Here is a 16,965-nt window from a genome sequence, read left to right as displayed (position 1 = left end):
TCGGCTGTACGTGAATGGTATGACGATTAGCCGAAACTGACCGAAAATCAGACCGCCGTTCCACGAGAGCCCCCATGACCGAGATCACTTTGCCCCGCGCCCCGCTGTTCATCACGATGAACGCGCTCGACAACGTCGCGATCGTCGCCAATGACGGCGGGCTGCCGGCCGGCACCGTGTTCGCCTCGGGGCTGACACTGGTCGACAAGGTGCCGCAAGGCCACAAGGTCGCGCTGGTCGACTTCGCACCCGGCGACGAGGTGCGGCGCTACAACGTCGTGATCGGCCGCGCCGCGCGGGCGATTCCGAAGGGCAGCTGGGTCCACGAGCGCCTGCTCGAGATGCCCGACGCGCGCTCGCTCGACGGCCTGCCGATCGCGACCGTCCAGCCGCCCGCGCTGGAGCCGCTGGCCGGCTACACCTTCGAGGGCTACCGCAACGCCGACGGCTCGGTCGGCTCGCGCAACATCCTGGCGATCACGACGACGGTGCAGTGCGTGGCCGGCGTGCTCGACTTCGCGGTCAAGCGCATCAAGGCCGAGCTGCTGACGAAATACCCGCAGGTCGACGACGTGGTCGGGCTCGAGCACACCTACGGTTGCGGCGTCGCGATCGACGCGCCGGACGCGATCATCCCGATCCGCACGCTGCGCAACATCTCGCTGAACCCGAACTTCGGCGGCGAGGTGATGGTCGTCAGCCTCGGCTGCGAGAAGCTGCAGCCGGAGCGGCTGCTGCCGCCGGGCTCGTTCGCGATCGTCGACGAGCGCAGCGTCGCCGACGTCGGCGCGAGCGCCGAGACCCCGCTCGACGTGGTGTGCCTGCAGGACGAGGCGCACGTGGGCTTCATGTCGATGATCGAGTCGATCATGGCCGCGGCCGAGCTGCACCTGGAACGCCTGAACGCACGTCGCCGCGAGACCTGCCCGGCCAGCAGCCTGGTCGTCGGCGTGCAGTGCGGCGGCAGCGACGCGTTCAGCGGCGTCACCGCGAACCCGGCGGTCGGCTTCTGCACCGACCTGCTGGTGCGCGCCGGCGCGACCGTGATGTTCAGCGAGACGACCGAGGTGCGCGACGGCATCGACCAGCTGACGTCGCGCGCGTCGACCCCCGAAGTCGCCGACGCGATGATCCGCGAGATGGCCTGGTACGACGCCTACCTCGCGAAAGGCCGGGTCGACCGCAGCGCCAACACGACGCCGGGCAACAAGAAGGGCGGGCTGTCCAACATCGTCGAGAAGGCGATGGGCTCGATCGTCAAGAGCGGCAGCGCGCCGATCAGCGGCGTGCTGTCGCCGGGCGAGAAGCTGCGCGACCGCGGCATCACCGGCGGCCTGGTCTACGCCGCCACGCCGGCGAGCGACTTCATCTGCGGCACGCTGCAACTCGCCGCCGGCATCAACCTGCACGTGTTCACCACCGGCCGCGGCACGCCCTATGGCCTGGCGCAGGTGCCGGTGATCAAGGTCGCGACGCGCAGCGACCTGGCGCGGCGCTGGCACGACCTGATGGACGTGAACGCCGGCCGGATCGCCGACGGCGACGCGACGATCGAGGAGGTCGGCTGGGAGCTGTTCCGCCTGATGCTCGACGTGGCCAGCGGCCGCCGGCAGACCTGGGCCGAGCGCTGGAAGCTGCACAACGCGCTGGTGCTGTTCAACCCGGCGCCGGTGACCTGAGGCGGCGCTGCCGCCTCAGCGGGCAGGCAGATTCGCCTTCAAGAAGCGCACGGTGGCGGCATTGAAGTCCGCGTGGAACGCCGCCCGGTCGAAGCCGTCCGCGCTGGTGCAGATCGAAGGGACCCGCGTCGCGAGCGCCTCGCTGCAAGGCGCGAGGAAGTCGAAGTGGCCGGCGCCGGGGACGACATGGTATTCAGGGTCGTTCGGCAGGGCCAGCCGCACCGCTTCGGCGTAGCGGGGATGGGGGACGATGGTGTCGTTCTCGGCCCGCCACAGCTGCACCGGCACCCTGACCTTCTCCAGGCCGCCGTGCGCGTACGTGAAGCCGAGCGCGGGCGCGGCCACGACGGCCGCCCTGATGCGCAGGTCGGTCGAATCAATTCGCGCCGGGGCGGCCACCGGCGCCTCGCGGGTGGCGAGCAAGCGGCAGGCATAGTCGCCCGGGTGCTGGCGGCACATCGGCGCGACCGTCGCGAAGTCCGGCACGCCGCCGATGTTTGCGAGTGCGGTGAAGCCGCCCGACGAGAAGCCGAACATCCCGATGCGCGCCGGGTCGATCGCGGCGCTCCCGGACCATGCGGACAGCATGTGGTCGATGACCCGGCTGACCTGGCGCGGTCGGTCCATGACGTCGACGCTGCGGCGCTGGTCCGCGTAGTTGTCGCCCGTGTGGCTCAGGGCCACCACGACGAAGCCGGCGTCGGCCAGCGCGATGGCCGTGTCGAAGTGACTGAGGAACGAGCCGCCCGTGCCGTGCGACATCACCACCAGCGGCAACCCCGAACCGTCGATCGGCGCGTCCGTCGCAACCGTCATGCTCGTCGGTCCCAGCGCGACAAGCCGACCCGGGCTGCGGCTCGGGTACCAGATGCCCACCTGGAGCGCCGGGCCGGCGGGTCGGCCGCGGTCCCTTGCTGGAAGCCTGCGGCTTGCGCCGATTCGGTGGCGAGCGCGACGGCCAAGGCCGCGGCGGCTGAGAGCAAGGTGGATGCGACGAGGTTCATGGGGGTCCGATCGATGAATGAAGCCCATTCTGCGAAGCGCGATACTGAAGGGCGACTCCGCTGCGACGAGACGACAGTCCGCGTCGCGGAATCGGTCGGCTCGGGCGCGAGATGGCGTCGGCCGAGCTCAGGAATGTCCGACACCGGAGCAAGACGTGTCCCGACCCGACCTCAACATGCTGTTCACGCTCGACGTGCTGCTGGCCGAAGGCAACGTGGCGCGCGCCGCGCGGCGTTTGCACCTGAGCCCCTCGGCGATGAGCCGGGCCCTCGCACGGCTGCGCGAGGCGACCGGCGACCCGCTGCTCGTGCGGGCCGGTCGCGGGCTGGTGGCGTCGCCACGCGCGCTCGAACTCCGCGATTCCATCGGCCGCCTCGTTCGCGAGGCCGAGGCCGCGCTGCGTCCGGCCGGCGAATTGAACCTGGCCGCCCTGGACCGCACGTTCAGGATCCGGTGCAGCGAGGGCTTCGTCGAGAACTTCGGCGTGCACCTGCTGGCCCGCACGTCGGCGGACGCACCGGGGGTCCGGTTGCACTTCCTGCACAAGCTCGAGAAGGACAGCGGCCCGCTGCGCGATGGCACCGTCGATCTGGAAACCGGCGTGCTGGACAAGGACATTTCGCCCGAGGTCCGCACCCAGGCGCTGTTTCGCGATCGCTATGTCGGCGTCGTCCGTCCCGGTCACCCGTTCACTCAGGGCGAGATCACACCCGAACGTTTCGCAGCCGCGAGCCACGTCCACGTCTCGCGCCGCGACCCGGACAAGAGGCCCCTGGACGAGGCGCTCGCCGCGCTCGGCCTCGAGCGGAAGGTGGCCACGACCGTCGGCGGGTTCACGGCGGCACTGGCGCTCGCCCGGGCCACGGATCTGGTCGCCTGCGTCCACGAGCGGCACACCGGCAACCTCTACGCCGGCATGCACAGCTTTGCGATCCCGCTCGACATCCCGCCGTTCACCGTCTCGCTGCTGTGGCACCCGCGGCTCGATGGCGACCTGGCGCACCGGTGGCTGCGCGGCTGCGTCCGGGAGGTGTGCAGGGTGACGGATCCGACGCCGGCGTAGGCTCGGTGCGCGTCAGGCTTATCGCTGCCGCGGCGAGCGCCAACCCGGCCGCGAGACCCAGGCCGACTCGCGGCGCCGACCCGGTCGGCGCGAGCGCGAACAGCAGGCTCATGCCGATGCCGCCGATGGTCTGGCCGACCAGCCGGGCGGTGCCTTGCATGCCTCCGGCCGCACCGCTGCGCTCGGCCGGCGTCGACAGGAACATGTTGCGGTTGTTCGGGACCTGAAAGAAACCGAATCCGAGACCGCATGCCACCGTGGTCCAGACGAGCGGCCCCGCGCCACCGTGCACCGGCAGCAGCGATGCGATGGCGAGCCCACCGCACAGCAACGATGCGCCGGCGCCGCACAGCCACGCGGTCGGCACGCGACTCGCGAGGTGGCCGGCGAGCGGCGCCGCGATCGCGACGGTCAGCGGCCACGGCATCATCAGCAGCCCCGTGGCCAGCGCGGACCGGCCGAGTTGGTGCTGCAGGTGGAACGGCAGGGCCAGCAGCGCCAGGGTCACCCCGGCGAAGCAACAGACCGATGCGAGGACGGAGCGCCGGAAGGATACGGCCCGAAGCAGATCGAAGGGAACCAGCGGCACGTCGCGCCTCAGCTCGCGGCGGATCAGCACGGTGCCGCTCATCATCGCCAGGAGCAGCAACCCGCCGGCACGGCCCGGGGCCGTCGCCAACATCTCGGCACCGACCACCAGCGAAGCGAACGCGACGGCATGGAGCGTCACGCTGAACCGGTCGAGGCTTCGGCCCGTCCCGGGCGAATCGGGCAACGCGCGCGTCGCGAAGAGCACCGCCACGCCGAACGGGAGGTTCAGCGCGAAGAGCCAGGGCCAGCCCGCGAACGACAGGACGGCCGCGCCGAGAGCGGGACCGGCGGCGGACGACAGGGCCACCGCCAGCGCATTCCAGCCGATGGCCGCGCCCAGTTCGCGCGGCGGTACGACACGCCGCAGCAGGGCGATCCCGAGCGCCATCACGGCGGCGGCGCCCAGCCCTTGACCGAAGCGCGCCGCGAGCAAGGCCGGCAGCGAGCCGGACACGGCGCAGCCGCCGGAGGCCAGCGTAAAGAGCACAACCCCCGCCGTGAAGACCCGCCGATGGCCGAGCTTGTCGCCCAGCGCCGCACATGGCAGGAGGCCCATCACCAAGGCGGCTTGGTAGGCGGTGACGATCCCCACCGCGGCGGCCGGCGTCACCTGCAGCGATCGGGCCATCGTTGGGAGCGCCACGTTGACGATGGCGGCGTCGAGCACCGCCAGCACCATCGCGCCGAGCACGGCGGCGATCGCCATGGCGCGCTCGCGCCCGACCAGGCCCGGACCGACGGAGGCGGTCATGGCGACCCGGCGGTCGTCCACGCGCCGTCGCGTTCGACGTAACGCGCCACGCGGCGCGCCTCCTGGTCCTCCTTCTTCAGGTCCCGCTCGGTGAACCTGAACAGCAGCGCGGGACCGCTGACGCAGCGGGTGTCATGGATGTCCCCGGGCAGGTACACCTGCACTTCTCCGGGCCTGACGCGGGTCGAGTTCCGCTTGACCAGCCGCACGCGGCCGTCCGCGTCCTCGACCCGGCCGTAGGTCCCCATGTCGATCTCGCCCTGCTGGATCGCGTAGATCACCCAGCCGCGGCCGTGGTCGTGGGGCGGCCGGTACAGGCCGGCGTGTTCGGTGTGCGCCAGCAGCACGAAGCCGCGCTCGGGGTCTCGGTGCAGTTCCCGATTCGCGGGTCCTTCACGGCGCAGCGCGGCCAGCCACGATTCCGCGACGGGGGCCTGGAGCAGGCGCTCCAGGTGTGCGCGACAGCCGTCGACGACCTGGCTGCTCAACGGCCCCCAGGCCGCCGTGATGCCGTCGATCGCAATGTCGAGGGTGCTTTTGTCCATGCGGCTTCTCCTTCGATGTCGATGGCGCGCCCATCGCGCCTCGGGGTGCGATGAAGATACGTGGGCACCCGCGCGGGCGGAAGGCGCGGCAGACGCAATGGGTTCATGCGTTCGACGCCATGTCGGCCCGGACGGTCCGGCCGGCGGCGTCGGCCGGCCGGGCGGGCGCCGACGCGATCCGGGCGCGGCTGGTCTAATGGCGCGTCCTCGCCGCCGAAAGCCCACCCCCGCATGAACGCCATCATCTCCGTCGCCGGTGTCTCGAAGGTTTACGCCACCGGCTTTCGGGCGCTGGACCACATCGACCTCGAGATCCGGCAGGGCGAGATCTTCGCGCTGCTCGGCCCGAACGGGGCCGGCAAGACGACGCTGATCGGCCTGATCTGCGGCATCGTCAAGCTCGGCGAAGGCCACGTGACGGTGGCGGGCCTGGACATCGGCACCGACTACCGCGCGGTGCGCGCGATGATCGGCCTGGTGCCGCAGGAACTGACGACCGACGCGTTCGAGACCGTGTGGGCCACCGTGTCGTTCAGCCGCGGCCTGTTCGGCAAGGCGCCGGATCCGGCGTACATCGAGAAGACGCTGCGCGCGCTCTCGCTGTGGGACAAGAAGGACAACAAGCTGCGCGAACTCTCGGGTGGCATGAAGCGCCGCGTGATGATCGCCAAGGCGCTGTCGCACGAACCCCGCGTGCTGTTCCTGGACGAACCGACCGCCGGCGTCGACGTGGCGCTGCGCAAGGACATGTGGGCGATGGTGCGGCAGCTGCGCGAGTCCGGCGTGACCATCGTGCTGACCACCCACTACATCGAAGAGGCCGAGGACATGGCCGACCGGGTCGGCGTGATCAGCAAGGGCAGGATCATCCTGGTCGAGGAGAAGGCCACGCTGATGAAGAAGCTCGGCAAGAAGCAGATGACGCTGACGCTGCAACAGCCGCTCGCCCGGATCCCGCCCGGGCTCGAGGCCCACACGCTGGCGTTGAACGCCGAAGGGACCGAATTGAAATACACCTACGACCCGCGCGCCTCGCAGGACGCGATCGCCTCGTTGCTCGACGACCTGCAGCGCGCCGGCATCCGCCTGAAGGACCTGCAGACCAGCGAGAGCTCGCTCGAGGACATCTTCGTCAGCCTGGTGGAGGGCGCACGATGAACCTGCACGCGATGCGCGCGATCTACAACTTCGAGATGGCGCGCACCTGGCGCACCATCACGCAGAGCATCATCTCGCCGGTCCTGTCGACCGCGCTGTACTTCGTGGTCTTCGGCTCGGCGATCGGTTCGCGCATCGCGCAGGTCGACGGCGTCAGCTACGGCGCGTTCATCGTGCCGGGCCTGATCATGCTGTCGGTGCTGACGCAGAGCATCTCGAACGCGTCGTTCGGCATCTATTTCCCGAAGTTCACCGGCACGATCTACGAGCTGCTCTCGGCACCGATCTCGCACCTGGAGATCGTGCTCAGCTACGTGGGTGCGGCGGCGACCAAGTCGGTCGTGATCGGCCTGATCATCCTGGCGACCGCGGCCCTGTTCGTGCCGATCCACATCGAGCACCCGGTGTGGATGTTCCTGTTCCTCGTGCTCACCGCGGTCACGTTCAGCCTGTTCGGCTTCATCATCGGCATCTGGGCCGACGGGTTCGAGAAGCTGCAGCTGATCCCGATGCTGATCGTGATGCCGCTGACCTTCCTCGGCGGACCGTTCTACTCGATCAGCATGCTCCCGCCGCTGTGGCAGAAGCTGTCGATGCTGAACCCGTCGGTCTACCTCATCAGCGGCTTTCGCTGGAGCTTCTTCGGCAACTCGGAACTGCACATCGGCGTCAGCTTCTCGGTGACGCTGGTGTTCTTCTTCGTGGCGCTGTGGTTCGCCACGTGGATCATGCGGACGGGCTGGCGACTGAAGGCCTGAGCCTTCGCGTCGTCGACTTCTCGCCGGTCAGCCGCGGCGGCGGCGCGCGACCAGGCCGATAGCGCCCAGGCCGGCCAGCAGCAGCGCGTAGGTCTCGGGCTCGGGCACCGGCGTCACGACATCGCGAACGAAGAAGTTGATGTTCGAGAACCCGGGCACCTGCCCGCCGTTGTTCAGCCACTCGATCGACCAGGTGCCGTTCTGCGTGACCGACGCGAACGAGGTGTGGTCGTCGAACAGGAAGGCGCCGCTGCGGTCGGAAGCGTGCATCGCGAACACGAGGTCGTAGGTCGCGTTCTGGTCGGTTGTCAGCGACCAGGTGCCGTCGGCCTGCGAGAAGCCCAGCGTGAAGGTCACGCCGCCGACGGTCGCCGAACCGGCGCCCTTGCTCAGCAACGTCCACCCGCCGCCGAAGGTGCCGTCGAAGCCGCTGGTGTTGCCGTTCGGGCCCTGCGACGGATTGACGCCGGAGAGCACGCACATCGACGAATCCATCCCGCCGAGCGTGACGTCGTCGGTCGATGCATTGCCGATGAAGCTTTCGAACCCTGCCGTGGCAGTACATGCCGCAGCCTGCGCCACGCTGGCGCCCGTCAGGGCGGCCACGGCGACGGCCATCGCGACGAGAGGTTTCGATACTGCAGACATGCGCGCTCCATCAGGAAAGTTCAAGATTGAACAAAGTCTAGGTAGCCGCCTGCACGCCGCGATACCCCTAGGTATGCCGGATATGTGTCTGCACCAATCAAACGTCTCGAGATGTTTCCTTGTCGGCGCACGGGAGGTAGGACCGCACCGACAGTGACGCCCGTCGTCGACCGCTGTCCTGGACCGCGCTTCGTGAATAAGGTCTGCGTTTCTCAACCACCAGGACTCACCATGAAAGCGATTCGATTGATCCTGACGGCCGCGCTGCTCGGCGTCGCCTCGATGAGCACGTTTGCCGCCGACGCTTCGGCCGAGGCGGCCCGCCGCGAGCGCATGGACCAGGCCTACGAGGACTACCGCAATCCGCAACCGGGCCCGGCCGCGCGCGCCGAGAACTCGATGAAGCGCGGCGTGCACCGCGCCGGGCATGCGATCAAGCACGGTGCCGAGAAGGCCGGCCACGCGATCGGCAAGGGGGTGCGCAAGACCGGCGAGGCGATCGGCCGCGGCGGCGAGAAACTCGAGGACGCGGCAACGCCGAAACCGTAGCATCATCGCGCCCAGGCCACGCTGCGCGGAGATCTCGATGAAGGTGTATGCCGTTTCCAAGGTGCGACTGGATGCCGACGGGCGCATTACCCACGTCCTGTGGGGTGAGGTGGACACCCGACGCAACGAATGGGCCGACGGCGAAACGATCGCACCGGTGGCAGACGCGGTGCGTGCGCTGCACAGCGGTCACGAGGTCTTCGCGCTGTTCCCGTCGACCCATGGCCACCTGCCGGAGCGCCGTTTCCGCGTGGTCGACTACGACAGCGGATGGGAAACGGTCTCCCTCGATGGCCCGCCCACGCACGAGCGCGAGGTGCACGACATGGAGCGCCTGCCGGCCTGAACCGCGGACGAATCAGGGCGCCGCTGGCCCCTCGGTCAACGCGATCCGCCGTTTCAGGCGAGCGACCTCGTCCGCGTCGCCGGCCTGTGTTGCGAGGCGCAGCTGGACGCCGAGCCAGGCCAGCAGCGGTCGCCGCCAACCCTGTGCGGAAGCGGTATCCACGGCGGTAGAAATCACCGACGGATCGGCCCGACCGGCTTCGAACTGCACCCCGGCGGCGATCAGGCGCGAGAGCGGATCCGGGATGCCCGCCACCGGCCCACCGCGGTGCGCTGCCGGCAACAACGCGATTTCGTCCCCACTGGCGCGACCCGCCAGATAGGCCGCATACGCGCGTTCCGGGGCGGGGGCATCCACGCGCAACGGCTCGAACGCCGCGCACGGACCGAAGGCGAGGCTCGCGACCTGCGCGGCGCATTGCGCTAGCTCGACCCGCGCCAGCAGATCGGCGCGCCCGGTGCGCGAAACCTCGCTGCGGGCGCGTGCCAGTTCGGCGGCCTCGACCCGCGCGTCGCCGGTGAGGTAGGCAGCCACCGCACGTTCGCTCGCTGCCTTGGCACGGCCTTGCCAGTCGGGCGCGGGTGGCTGGCTCGAGCAGGCAGCCAGCGCGGCGGCGCAGGTCATGTGGGCAAGCCAGCGCGCGCTCATGGCAGTCTCAGCTCCGTGTCGCGCGCGAACGGCCACTTGCGGTTGACCTCGCCGATCAGCTGGTCGATGTTGCGCAGGCTGGCCTCGACCTCGGCGCGCAGCGTGCCCAGATCGGCCGTGGCCACCCGCGCATTCGCACCGACGGCCTTCGCGTCGTCGAGCACCGCGTCGACCTTCTTCAAGCTCGCGCGCGCGTCGCCGAGCACGGCGTTGAGCTGCTGCACGGTCTGCTTCGCGTCGCGCATCACGCCGTCGGCGCCGAACACCTGGGTGTCGGCCTTCGCGGCCAGACTGTCGAGCCGCGCGAGCAATGCGTTGGTCCGGTCCAGCGCGGACAGGATCTTGGCGGCCTGCGCGTCGCCGCCGAGCAGCGCGCCCATCGCGCCGCCGGGTGCATTCAGCTTGCCGGTGAAGGTCTTCAGGTTCGCCAGGCTCTCGTTGATCGCCGAGCCTTCGGCGCTGATCGCGTTCAGGTTGACCAGCAGCTGGCGTGCCTCCGCCATCAGGCGCGGGATCTCGGCCGCCGCGTCGCCGCGCAGCACCGTGCGGACCGCGCCGTCGGGCAGCGGCGGGTCGGTCAGCACGCCGGTGTAGGCGCGGATGTTGGTGTTGCCGACCACGCCGCGCTGCACGGCGAACACGCTCGATTCGCGCAGCCAGTGCGCGTCCTTGACCGGCACGTCGACGGCGATGCGGGCGTTGCCGTCCGGGCCCAGTTCGATGCGGCGCACCCGGCCGATCGGGAAGCCCGCGAAGGTCATGTCCATGCCGACCGCGACCCCTTCGGAATCCTCGGCCACGAGCACGAGTTGCTGGGTGCGCTCGAACGCACCGCGCGCATAGCTCAGGTACAGCCCGGCCCCGGCCACCAGCAGCAGCAGCACGAGCAACAGCAGCGAGGCCTTGAATTCGAGGTGGGCGGGCGCCGGCGGCGACGTCACGGGTTCGGCGGGTTCGTCCATCGGCGAGTCAGTAGTAGTTGCCCATCAGCGAGACGACTTCGATCACCAGGATCGCCGCGAACAGGCGGACCAGGCTGTCGAGCTCGGCGCTGCCCGCGCCGCCGCGCGGCCCGCGCAGGAAGGCCGCGACCGGTATAAGCGAGACCGCGAGCGCGAAGAACAGCGTCTTCAACGCCAGGATCATCGTCACGCCGGGATCGAAGATCTGGCCCATCGCGCGGGTGAAGCCGTCGAACGCGCCGAACGTGAAGCCGAACACCGCCGCGTAGGCCAGGCCGGTCGCGATCACGCAGCTGACCGCGGCCAGCAGCAGCACCGCGAAGATGCCGGCCACCACCCGCGGCATCAGCTCGTGGCGCAGCGGATCGCCGCCGGCCTGCACGAGCTCGGTGAAGGCCCCGCGCGCATGCAGGCGCAGCAGCGCGGCACCGCTGGGCACCGTGACCTGCATCGCGACGAACAGCGCTGCGGTCAGCGGGATCAGCTCCAGCACCAGCACCCGGATCAGCAGCTGCAGCGCGTACTGCGACAGGCCGTAGCTCAGCGCCGTCACGAGCACAATGCGGATCAGCACCACGCTGATCACCGCCGACAGCAGCGCGAACCACGGCAGGATCGGCGCCGTGTCGAGGTAGACATGGTGCGCGAGCGCGCGGCGGTTGGCGCGGTCGTAGGTCGACGGCGACAGGGCGAGCACCATGATCAGCGCGCCCACCTTGACGACGTGCCACCAACTCACCGACCAGCCGATCGACGAGCGCAGACCGCTGCGGCCGAGGTCGCCGAGGCCGTCCTGGAGCAGCCGCAGGGTCGAAGGCGGTTTGGGCATGCGCCGATGATAGGCGGCGCCTCGGGGAGAGGGGCCTCAGGCGTGGACGGGGCGCTTCGCCTTGGCCAGCGGCCGGCCGTTGACGACCGAGGCTTCGACGACCCGGCCGCTGCCGCCGGCCAGCGGCCGTGCCTCGCCGTCCGCCTCGACGCGGTCGCCGATCCCGAGTCGCAGCTGCGCCATGCCTTCGGGGCGGGTGTGGATGAAGTCGCCGGTGTCGAGCACGAAGCCGTTCGGCTCGCCATGCCGCGCGAAATTCAGGCGCACGACGATGCCGCTGTAGGGCGCGCGCCGCATGGCGTGCGCGGGGTCCCCGGCCGCGCGGCCGTCGATGTCGACCAGCCGCTCGAGGGCATAGACGTGGTGCGCGGGTTCGCCGTGGTGATCGGAGGCCGGCTGCGGGCGCGCTTCGACGCGAATGCGGGCGCCGGCGCGCAGGCGCTCGAAGGCCGCGGTGCCGGCCGCGTCGTGCGGGTCGAACACCAGCTGCAGCTCGTCCTCGTCGACCAGCAGCATCGCCCCCTCGATGCCGCCGCGCGGGCTGTAGACCGGGTAGCGGAACTCGGCGTCGAGGACGTGCGGGGCGGGGTGGTGCAGGAGGTTCATCGGCGGTGGGTCGGCGAAGAGATGGCGAACGCGAAGCCTAGGACACCGCGGCGCGCGCGTTGTAGGTCGGCGCCGCATGCCCACGTCATAATTTCCCGCGAGCCCCTGCACCCGGCAGCCGGCGCATCCCGGAGCACCCATGGCAGACGCAGCAACCACCGGCAAATCGGGCAAGGTCGTGATCCGCAACATCGGCTTGCTGCTGTCGGGCGACATCGACCGTCCGATCCTCGACGCCGACACGATCGTCGTGCGCGACGGCCTGATCGTCGGAGTCGGCCGCGAAGCCGACCTGGACACCGACGAACCCGACACGCTGATCGACGCGCGCCAGACCTGCGTCGCCCCGGGCCTGATCGACAGCCACGTGCACCCGGTGTTCGGCGACTGGACGCCACGCCAGAACCAGCTCGGCTGGATCGACAGCACGATGAACGGCGGCGTGACCACGATGATCTCGGCCGGCGAGGTGCACCTGCCCGGCCGACCCAAGGACATCGTCGGCCTGAAGGCGCTCGCGATCACCGCGCAGCGCGCGTTCGACAACTTCCGTCCCGGCGGCGTGAAGGTGCTGGCCGGCGCGCCGGTGATCGAGAAGGGGATGGTCGAGAGCGACTTCAAAGAACTGGCCGAGGCGGGCGTCGGCCTGCTCGGCGAGATCGGCCTGGGCTCCGTCAAGGGCGGCACCGAGGCTGCGACGATGGTCAAGTGGGCGCGCCAACACGGCATCCAGAGCACGATCCACACCGGCGGGCCGTCGATCCCCGGCTCGGGCCTGATCGACAAGGACGTGGTGCTGGAGGCCGACGCCGACATCATCGGCCACATCAACGGCGGCCACACGTCGCTGAGCGAACAGCATGTCTGCGAACTCTGCGAGAAAAGCAGCCGCGCGATCGAGATCGTCCACAACGGCAACGAGAAGATCGCGATCGCGGCGGCCCAGGCGGCACTGCAGCTGAAGTGCCCGCACCGCGTGATTCTCGGCACCGACGGACCGGCCGGCTCGGGCGTTCAGCCGCTGGGCATCCTGCGAATGGTCGCGTTGCTGTCCAGCCTCGGCAACATCCCGGCCGAGCTGGTGTTCTGCTTCGCGACCGGCAACACCGCGCGCATCCGCAACCTCAACTGCGGGCTGATCGAGGCCGGCCGCGCGGCCGACTTCGTCTTCATGGACCGCGCCCAGCACACGGCCGGACGCACGCTGCTGGAGAGCGTGCAGCTCGGCGACATCCCGGGCGTCGGCATGGTGATGATCGACGGCATCGTGCGCTGCGGCCGCAGCCGCAATACGCCGCCGGCGACCGAGATCCCCGTCGTCGTCGGGGCGCACTGAACGCCGGCGGGCGCAGAATCCGTCGATGAAAGCACCCGCCAGACTGCAGACCCTGATCGACGAAGGCCTGATCGACTCGGTGCAGCGCCAGCTGATGAGCGGCAAGGAGGCGATGGTGTTCGTCGTGCGCTGCGGCGACGAGACGCGCTGCGCCAAGGTCTACAAGGAAGCCACGCACCGCAGCTTCCGCCAGGCCGTCGACTACACCGAGAACCGCAAGGTCAAGAACACCCGGCAGGCGCGCGCGATGGCCAAGGGCACCCGCTTCGGCCGCGAGGCGCAGGAGGCGGCGTGGCAGAGCGCCGAGGTCGATGCGCTCTATCGCCTGGCCGCGGCCGGCGTGCGCGTGCCCAAGCCGTACAACTTCCACGAAGGCGTGCTGCTGATGGAGCTCGTGGCCGACGCCGACGGTGCCGCCGCGCCGCGCCTGAACGATTGCCGCTTCACGCCCGATGAGGCGCGCGCGCACCACGCCGCGCTGTTGCGCGAGGTCGTGCGGATGCTGTGCGCCGGCGTCGTGCACGGCGACCTGTCGGAGTTCAACATCCTGCTCGCTGCCGACGGGCCGGTGATCATCGACCTGCCGCAGGCGGTCGACGCGGCCGGCAACAACCATGCGCAGCGGATGCTGCTGCGCGACGTGGAGAACCTGCGCCACTTCTTCGGACAGTCCGCGCCCGAACTGCTGCCCACGCAGTACGGCGCCGAGATCTGGAGCCTGTACGAGCGCGGCGAACTGACGAACGACAGCGTGCTGACGGGCCGCTACGAGCGCAAGGCCGGGGCGGTCGACCTGGGCGGCGTGCTGCGCGAGATCGACGACGCCAAGATGGAAGAGGCGGCGCGGCGGCTGCGCATGCAGGCCGCCGGCTGACGCCGGTCAGCCCGGCTTGCGAAAGCCGTCCTCGATCCAGGCGCTCGCGCTGGCGGTCGTCAGGCGGAAGTCGGGCTTGACGCGCAGGGACGCCAGCGTCTCGCCATAGGGATCCTGCGCCGCGAGCACCGCGTGCGGGTCGTCCTCGTCGGGCACGATGTCCAGCGTCACCAGCACGCGGCGGCCGTCGACCGTGACGCTGACGTTCTTGTGGTGCTGCGCGTGGAGCGCCTGCTCGTGACGGCGGATCACTTCGGCGGCGGTCTTGACCAGCACGTTGAACGCCGCGGTGTCGAGCGGCTTCGGGTTCTTCTTGTCGCGGCCCATGGTCCACGGGCCGACGAGCGCGGGCTCGGCTTCACCGTCGCGCGTCATCGCGACGGCCCAGCCCTCGTCGTCCTCGTTCTTGATGACGCGTGCGGTCCAGCCGTTGTCGCGCCAGAGCGTGGGTTCGTGGATCGAATCGTCGGCAGGGTTCATGGGGCAGTGGGAAGGTCGGTGCGCCACGGCGGGAGGCGGGCACCGCAGTCGCGGCAGAACCGCGCGCTGGGCAGGTGGCCTTCGCTGAGGCATTCGGGACAGGTGCGCGTGGTCGGACCGGCGCCGCTGCGCTGCGCCGCGTACTCGGCGCTGACGATGCCGGTGGGCACGGCGAGCGTGCCCCAGCCGAGCAGCATCATCACGGAGGCGATGCTCTTGCCGAGGTCGGTGCGCGGCGTGATGTCGCCGAAGCCGACGGTCGTCATCGTCGTGATCGCCCAGTACACGGCCATCGGGATGCTGGTGAAGCCGTTGTCGGGCCCTTCGACCACGTACATCAGCGTGCCCATCACGAGCACGACCATCAGCACGAACGTCACGAACACGAAGATCTTACGGCGCGATGCGGCCAGCGCGCTCCCGAGCGCACCGAATTCCTCGACGTAGGCGCCCAGCTTGAGGATCCGGAACAGACGCAGCAGCCGCAGGATGCGCACGTCGATCAGCGCATGCAGGCCGGGCACGAGGAACGCCAGGAAGGTCGGCAGCACCGCGAGCAGGTCGATGATGCCGAGCACGCTGCGCGCATAGCGGATCGGGTGCCGGACGCAGATCAGGCGCGCCACGTACTCGGCCGCGAACAGCAGCGTGAAGCCCCATTCGAGCGCGAGAAACAGATCGGCGTGGCGCGCGTGCACGGCCGCCATGCTGTCGAGCATGACCACGCCGACGCTGGCCACGATCAGGGCGATCAGCACCAGGTCGAAAGCGCGCCCGGCGCGCGTGTCGGCCTCGAAGATGATGGTGTAGAGCTGCAACCGCCAGCCCGTCTGCGGCCGGCCGTAGGGCTCGGCTGCGGGTCGATCCGGCGCGCGCACCGCGGGCATCAGCTGTTCACCGCGAACACCTGCCGCAGGTACGCGAGGAAGGTCTCGTCGTCGCACAACAGCTTGCCGGGCGAATCGCTGAGCTTGGCCACCGGCTGGCGGTTGGCGTGGGTCAGCTTCATCACGATGTGCAGCGTCTTCAGCCCCATGTCGTTGGTGAGGTTGGTGCCGATGCCGAAGCCGCACTGGGTTCGGTCGGAAAAATGGTGGTGCAGCGCGATCGAGCGGTCGAAGTCCAGGCCGTCGGAGAACACCAGCCGCTTGGTCTGCGCGTCCACGCGCAGCTTCGCGTAGTGCGCGAGCGCCTTCTCGCCCCAGACGTACGGGTCGCCCGAGTCGTGGCGCAGGCCGTCGAACAACTTGGCGAAGTAGAGGTCGAAGTCGCCGAGGAAGGCGTCCATCCCTACCACGTCGGTCAGCGCCACGCCCAGGTCGCCGCGGTACTCCTGCACCCAGTCCTCGAGGGCGGCGCGCTGGAAATCGCGCAGGCGCACGCCGAGGGTCTGGTAGGTCTGCAGGTACTCGTGCGCCATCGTGCCGATCGGCACCAGGCCGAGGTCGCGCGCGTACAGCACGTTCGAGCAGCCCTTGAAGTACTGCGGCACCTCGCGCTTGAACATCGCCACGACCTCGCGCTGCCAGTCGCCCGAGAAGCGGCGGCGCACGCCGAAGTCGAAGAACTCGAACGGGTGGCGGCGCTTGGGCTCGTCGTCGAACGCGCGCAGGCGCTCGATCTTGGCGTGCAGCCGCTTGCGGCCTTCGGCGAACGCCGGCGTCTGGTCGAAGCGGCGGAAGTACAGCTCGTTGACGATCGCGAGCACGTAGATCTCGAACGCCATCACGTGGACCTGCGGGCCGCTGGCGACGATCTCGAGCTGCTTGCCGACCGCGCGCGCGCTGATGAACTCGCGTTGGAAGTGGAAGATGCGCAGGAAGTCGATGAAGTCCGAGCGCATGAAACGCAGCCCGCCCAGGTAGGCCAGGTCGGGCGCGGTGAACTTCAGGTTGCACAGGTGGTCGAGCTGCCGGTTGACGTCGTCGACCAGCTGGGCCAGCGGGAACGCCGGCTCGTTGCGGCACACGAAGGTGTACTCCGCCTGCGTCGCCGGGTGCCGATGCAGCATCGTCTGCCACATCGTGAACTTGTACAGGTCGGTGTCGAGCAGGCTGGTGATGACGGGTTGCATCGCGGAGAAGGTCTCGTGGCTGGACAGAGGAACGCGCATCGGCCGCATCACGCGTGGTGGGCA

General features: G+C 69.7%; 19 protein-coding genes. 8 read left to right on the top strand and 11 right to left on the bottom strand.

Features of this window, described 5'->3' with window-relative positions; all coding sequences use genetic code 11:
- Positions 1 to 74 precede the first annotated feature (74 nt).
- Positions 75 to 1,679, top strand: coding sequence for a galactarate dehydratase (garD, locus tag ACWH49_RS11510; RefSeq protein ID WP_448171588.1), 1,605 nt, complete (start codon positions 75 to 77; stop codon positions 1,677 to 1,679).
- 15 nt (positions 1,680 to 1,694) lie between these two features.
- Here garD and ACWH49_RS11505 read toward each other — a convergent pair whose 3' ends face one another.
- Positions 1,695 to 2,495 carry an alpha/beta hydrolase family protein gene (locus tag ACWH49_RS11505; protein WP_448171587.1) on the bottom strand — a complete coding sequence of 267 codons (801 nt, stop codon included), beginning with the start codon at positions 2,493 to 2,495 and terminating at the stop codon, positions 1,695 to 1,697.
- Between the two features lie 343 nt (positions 2,496 to 2,838).
- Here ACWH49_RS11505 and ACWH49_RS11500 point away from each other — a divergent pair, with 343 nt between their 5' ends.
- Positions 2,839 to 3,747, top strand: a complete 909-nt coding sequence (locus tag ACWH49_RS11500; protein ID WP_448171586.1) for a LysR family transcriptional regulator — start codon at positions 2,839 to 2,841, stop codon at positions 3,745 to 3,747.
- Here the strand turns inward: ACWH49_RS11500 and ACWH49_RS11495 are convergent.
- Both ACWH49_RS11495 and ACWH49_RS11490 read right to left on the bottom strand, forming a co-directional pair.
- Complete coding sequence (locus tag ACWH49_RS11495) at positions 3,638 to 5,089, bottom strand: MFS transporter (protein ID WP_448171585.1); 1,452 nt, start codon at positions 5,087 to 5,089, stop codon at positions 3,638 to 3,640. The two genes, ACWH49_RS11500 and ACWH49_RS11495, sit on opposite strands and share 110 nt — an antisense overlap.
- Entirely contained in the window at positions 5,086 to 5,634 is a 549-nt protein-coding gene (locus tag ACWH49_RS11490) for a hypothetical protein (protein ID WP_448171584.1), read from the bottom strand. Before ACWH49_RS11490 ends, ACWH49_RS11495 begins: the two co-directional genes overlap by 4 nt.
- A 231-nt stretch (positions 5,635 to 5,865) precedes the next feature.
- On the opposite strand from ACWH49_RS11490, the gene ACWH49_RS11485 reads away from it, so the two are divergent.
- Together ACWH49_RS11485 and ACWH49_RS11480 are read left to right on the top strand one after the other, a co-directional pair.
- On the top strand, positions 5,866 to 6,792 hold the full coding sequence (locus ACWH49_RS11485) for an ABC transporter ATP-binding protein (RefSeq protein WP_448171583.1): 927 nt from the start codon (positions 5,866 to 5,868) through the stop codon (positions 6,790 to 6,792).
- A complete protein-coding gene (locus ACWH49_RS11480) occupies positions 6,789 to 7,550 on the top strand; it encodes an ABC transporter permease (protein ID WP_448171582.1) in 762 nt (253 codons plus the stop codon). Before ACWH49_RS11485 ends, ACWH49_RS11480 begins: the two co-directional genes overlap by 4 nt.
- A gap of 27 nt (positions 7,551 to 7,577) precedes the next feature.
- Here the strand turns inward: ACWH49_RS11480 and ACWH49_RS11475 are convergent, their stop codons facing one another.
- A complete protein-coding gene (locus tag ACWH49_RS11475; protein WP_448171581.1) occupies positions 7,578 to 8,198 on the bottom strand; it encodes a PEP-CTERM sorting domain-containing protein in 621 nt (206 codons plus the stop codon).
- A gap of 231 nt (positions 8,199 to 8,429) precedes the next feature.
- Between ACWH49_RS11475 and ACWH49_RS11470 the strand changes: the two genes are divergently transcribed.
- Entirely contained in the window at positions 8,430 to 8,747 is a 318-nt protein-coding gene (locus tag ACWH49_RS11470; protein WP_448171580.1) for a hypothetical protein, read from the top strand.
- 37 nt (positions 8,748 to 8,784) lie between these two features.
- Positions 8,785 to 9,093 carry a hypothetical protein gene (locus ACWH49_RS11465; RefSeq protein ID WP_448171579.1) on the top strand — a complete coding sequence of 103 codons (309 nt, stop codon included), beginning with the start codon at positions 8,785 to 8,787 and terminating at the stop codon, positions 9,091 to 9,093.
- A gap of 12 nt (positions 9,094 to 9,105) precedes the next feature.
- Here ACWH49_RS11465 and ACWH49_RS11460 read toward each other — a convergent pair whose 3' ends face one another.
- From ACWH49_RS11460 to ACWH49_RS11445, 4 genes are read right to left on the bottom strand one after another with little or no spacing between them, the layout of a single operon-like run.
- Entirely contained in the window at positions 9,106 to 9,741 is a 636-nt protein-coding gene (locus tag ACWH49_RS11460; protein WP_448171578.1) for a hypothetical protein, read from the bottom strand.
- Entirely contained in the window at positions 9,738 to 10,703 is a 966-nt protein-coding gene (locus tag ACWH49_RS11455) for an MlaD family protein (RefSeq protein ID WP_448171577.1), read from the bottom strand. Before ACWH49_RS11455 ends, ACWH49_RS11460 begins: the two co-directional genes overlap by 4 nt.
- Positions 10,704 to 10,710: 7 nt before the next feature.
- The gene (locus ACWH49_RS11450; RefSeq protein WP_082549432.1) at positions 10,711 to 11,532 is read right to left on the bottom strand and encodes an MlaE family ABC transporter permease; all 822 of its coding nucleotides are present in this window, start codon (positions 11,530 to 11,532) and stop codon (positions 10,711 to 10,713) included.
- Positions 11,533 to 11,568: 36 nt separating this feature from the next.
- Positions 11,569 to 12,138 carry a hypothetical protein gene (locus tag ACWH49_RS11445; RefSeq protein ID WP_448171576.1) on the bottom strand — a complete coding sequence of 190 codons (570 nt, stop codon included), beginning with the start codon at positions 12,136 to 12,138 and terminating at the stop codon, positions 11,569 to 11,571.
- Positions 12,139 to 12,277: 139 nt separating this feature from the next.
- On the opposite strand from ACWH49_RS11445, the gene ACWH49_RS11440 reads away from it, so the two are divergent.
- A complete protein-coding gene (locus ACWH49_RS11440) occupies positions 12,278 to 13,474 on the top strand; it encodes an amidohydrolase family protein (RefSeq protein ID WP_448171575.1) in 1,197 nt (398 codons plus the stop codon).
- A gap of 25 nt (positions 13,475 to 13,499) precedes the next feature.
- Positions 13,500 to 14,348: a PA4780 family RIO1-like protein kinase gene (locus tag ACWH49_RS11435; RefSeq protein WP_448171574.1), complete on the top strand. Its 849-nt coding sequence runs from the start codon at positions 13,500 to 13,502 to the stop codon at positions 14,346 to 14,348.
- Positions 14,349 to 14,354: 6 nt separating this feature from the next.
- On the opposite strand, the gene ACWH49_RS11430 is transcribed toward ACWH49_RS11435, so the two are convergent.
- The 3 genes from ACWH49_RS11430 to pncB are packed head-to-tail and all read right to left on the bottom strand — an operon-like array spanning position 14,355 to position 16,902.
- Complete coding sequence (locus tag ACWH49_RS11430) at positions 14,355 to 14,828, bottom strand: hypothetical protein (protein ID WP_448171573.1); 474 nt, start codon at positions 14,826 to 14,828, stop codon at positions 14,355 to 14,357.
- Positions 14,825 to 15,715: an ion transporter gene (locus ACWH49_RS11425; protein ID WP_448171572.1), complete on the bottom strand. Its 891-nt coding sequence runs from the start codon at positions 15,713 to 15,715 to the stop codon at positions 14,825 to 14,827. The genes ACWH49_RS11430 and ACWH49_RS11425 overlap by 4 nt, the downstream gene beginning before the upstream one ends.
- On the bottom strand, positions 15,715 to 16,902 hold the full coding sequence (gene pncB, locus ACWH49_RS11420) for a nicotinate phosphoribosyltransferase (protein WP_448171571.1): 1,188 nt from the start codon (positions 16,900 to 16,902) through the stop codon (positions 15,715 to 15,717). The genes ACWH49_RS11425 and pncB overlap by 1 nt, the downstream gene beginning before the upstream one ends.
- Between the last annotated feature and the right edge of the window lie 63 nt (positions 16,903 to 16,965).

The organism is Rhizobacter fulvus (assembly GCF_964020785.1).
The sequence above is the reverse complement of the archived record's forward strand: the minus strand, read 5'-3'. Positions and strand labels throughout refer to the sequence as shown.